Consider the following 2,845-nt stretch of genomic DNA (forward strand, 5'->3'; position numbering starts at 1 on the left):
GAGCGGCGCGGCCGGCGACCTCGTCGGCGCTCTGGGCAGCGCCTCGGATCATGCCCGCGGCGACGGTCGCGTTCGAGAACGCGTCGATCAGGATGAAGGCACCCGTCTCGTGATTGACCCGGTACGGATCGAAAAAGAGCGGGGCCGCCGTCGTGATCCGGACCCGGCCGATGTCGTTGAGGGCCAACGTCGGGACGTCCTCGCGGTGCAAGGTGTCCACGTCGACGCGGTAGACGACTTGGTCGACGAAGGCCTTGACCTCGCGCGTCGTGTGGCGCAGCAGGTAGTGGCGGTCCGGCTGAAGCGGTGTCTCGCTCATCCAGCACACCATGGCCTCCAAGCCGGTCTCGACCTGGGGCAAGTTCTGAGGCCTGACGACCATGTCGCCGCGCGAGACGTCGATCTCGTCCTCGAGGGTGACCACGACGGCCTCGCCGGCACGGCCTTCATCGAGGTCGCCGTCGAACGTGGTCACGGCCTGGACGCGGGAGCGCGTGCCGGCGGGCAGGGCCAGGACCTCGTCGCCGGGACGGACGACGCCCGACGCGACGGTCCCCGCGAACCCGCGGAACGACTGGTCGGGCCGGATGACGGTCTGGACCGGGAACCGGAAGTCGCGCAGGTTGAGGTCGCCGGCGACGTTGACGTGCTCGAGGTAGTGGAGGAGCGTCGATCCTTGGTACCACGGCATCCGGTTGCTCCGGTCAACGACGTTGTCGCCGCGCAGTGCCGAGACGGGGATGAACTCGAGCGAGCGGACGTCGAGCTTGGCCGCGAACTCGGTGTACGCGTCGCGGATGCGGTCGAAGACGGCCTCGTCGTAGTCGACCAGGTCCATCTTGTTGACGGCCACGACCACGTGGGGAATCCCCAAGAGCGACGCGATAAAGCCGTGGCGTCGGCTCTGGGTCTGGACGCCGCGCTTGGCGTCGAGCAGGATGATGGCCAGGTCCGCCGTCGACGCGCCGGTCACCATGTTGCGGGTGTACTGGACGTGGCCCGGGGTGTCGGCGATGATGAACTTGCGCCGGGGCGTCGCGAAGTAGCGGTAGGCCACGTCGATGGTGATCCCCTGCTCGCGCTCGGCGCGGAGCCCGTCGGTCAAGAGGGCCAGGTTGGGGACGTCGTCGTCGTCGGTCATCCCGCGTGCCTTGGACGCGTCCTCGACGGCGGCCAGTTGGTCCTCGAAGATCGACTTCGAGTCGTAGAGGAGGCGGCCGATCAGCGTGCTCTTGCCGTCGTCGACGGACCCGGCGGTCGTGAACCGCAGCAGGTCCATGTCGAGGTAGGCGTTGGCCGAGTCGTCCTCGAGGGCGGGCGTTCCGTGGGTCGGCATGGTGTCGGGGGGTATCGGAAGTCGCGGCACGACCTGGAGGTCGGAAGGTGTCGTGGGGCAAGGGCCGTCGAGGACGCGCGGTCGTCCTCGAGGACGACTAGAAGTAGCCCTGCTTTTTGCGGTCTTCCATCGCGGCCTCCGACCGCTTGTCATCGTGGCGCCCGCCCCGCTCGGTCTGCCGAGCGGCGGCCACCTCCCGGATGATCTCGGGGAGCGACGCCGCCGTGCTCTCGACGGCGCCGGTGCACGTCGCGTCGCCGATCGTGCGGAACCGGACCGTCCGGTGCTCGACCTCTTCGCCGGGCAGCAGGGTGACGAAGTCGTTGACCGCCAGGAGCGTCCCACGCCGGTCGAACACGTCGCGGTCGTGGGAGAAGTACAGGCTCGGGATCTCGACGTCCTCGAGGGCGATGTACTGCCACACGTCCATCTCGGTCCAGTTCGACAGCGGGAACACGCGGAACGTCTCCCCTACGGCCTTGTGGCCATTGTACAGGCTCCACAGCTCGGGCCGCTGGTTTTTGGGGTCCCACTGGCCGAACCGGTCGCGGTGCGAGAACATGCGCTCTTTGGCCCGAGCCTTCTCCTCGTCGCGCCGGCCGCCCCCGAACGCGGCGTCGAAGCGGTGCTCGGTGAGCGCGTCCAGGAGCGGCGTGATCTGCAACCCGTTCCGGCTCGCCTCGGGGCCCGTCTCCTCCTCGAGCCGCCCGGCGTCGATGGCGTCTTGGACGCTGGCCACGTGGAGACGGACGCCCAGTCGCTCGACCAGCCGGTCCCGGAAGGCGATCGTCTCGTCGAAGTTGTGGCCCGTGTCGACGTGCAGGAGCGGAAACGGGACTGCGCCGGGGTAAAACGCCTTGCGGGCCAGATGGACCATCACGATCGAGTCCTTCCCGCCGGAGAACAGCAACACCGGCCGCTCGAACTGGGCGGCCACCTCGCGCATGACGTGGATGCCCTCGGCCTCGAGGGCGCGGAGATGGGACGTGCGGTGCGCGCGTTTGGACATGACGGTCGAGAGGGGTCGGTGGCGAAGCTAGTGGGGACGCACGTGAAGGTTCAGAGCCAAACGAGCGCGCTGACGCTCACCGTGATGCCCATCACGATCAACCCGACGGGCAGCCCCGACCGCGCGAAGTCCGTGTACCGGTACCCGCCCGCCGACATGACCATCAAGTTGGTCTGGTACCCGATCGGCGTCAAGAACGACGCCGCGCTCCCCACGGCGACGGCGACAGCGAACGGGGTCCAGTCGACGCCGAGATCGGCCGCGACCGTGAGGGCGACCGGGAGCATCAGGACCGCCGACGCCTTGTTCGTGATGAGCTCGGCGAGCACGTTCGACACGAGGTACACGACGAACAACGTGGCGACCGGCCCTGCCACGGCCACGTGCTCGATCGCCGCGGCCGCCGTCGCCGCCAGCCCCGTCGTCTCGACAGATCGTCCCAGCCCCAGCGCGGCACCGATCACGAGCAGGACGGGGACGTCGATCGCCCGGCGCAGGGC

General features: G+C 68.9%; 3 protein-coding genes. All 3 read right to left on the reverse strand.

Annotated features, from left to right (window positions below):
- Window positions 1-1,336, reverse strand: a 1,336-nt coding sequence (gene cysN, locus WBA11_RS18910; protein ID WP_424522180.1) for a sulfate adenylyltransferase subunit CysN, incomplete at its 3' end; no start/stop codon positions are given.
- Between the two features lie 97 nt (window positions 1,337-1,433).
- Window positions 1,434-2,345, reverse strand: coding sequence for a sulfate adenylyltransferase subunit CysD (cysD, locus tag WBA11_RS18915; RefSeq protein ID WP_424522181.1), 912 nt, complete (start codon window positions 2,343-2,345; stop codon window positions 1,434-1,436).
- 50 nt (window positions 2,346-2,395) lie between these two features.
- On the reverse strand, window positions 2,396-2,845 hold a 450-nt coding region (locus WBA11_RS18920; protein WP_424522182.1), incomplete at its 5' end, for an SLC13 family permease.

The organism is Rubrivirga sp. (genome assembly GCF_049648075.1).
Taxonomy (GTDB): domain Bacteria; phylum Bacteroidota; class Rhodothermia; order Rhodothermales; family Rubricoccaceae; genus Rubrivirga.

Bases quoted from the DNA above. Each gene is read 5' to 3' on its own strand.
- cysD (WP_424522181.1), bottom strand. From the start codon at position 2,345: ATGTCCAAACGCGCGCACCGCACGTCCCATCTCCGCGCCCTCGAGGCC.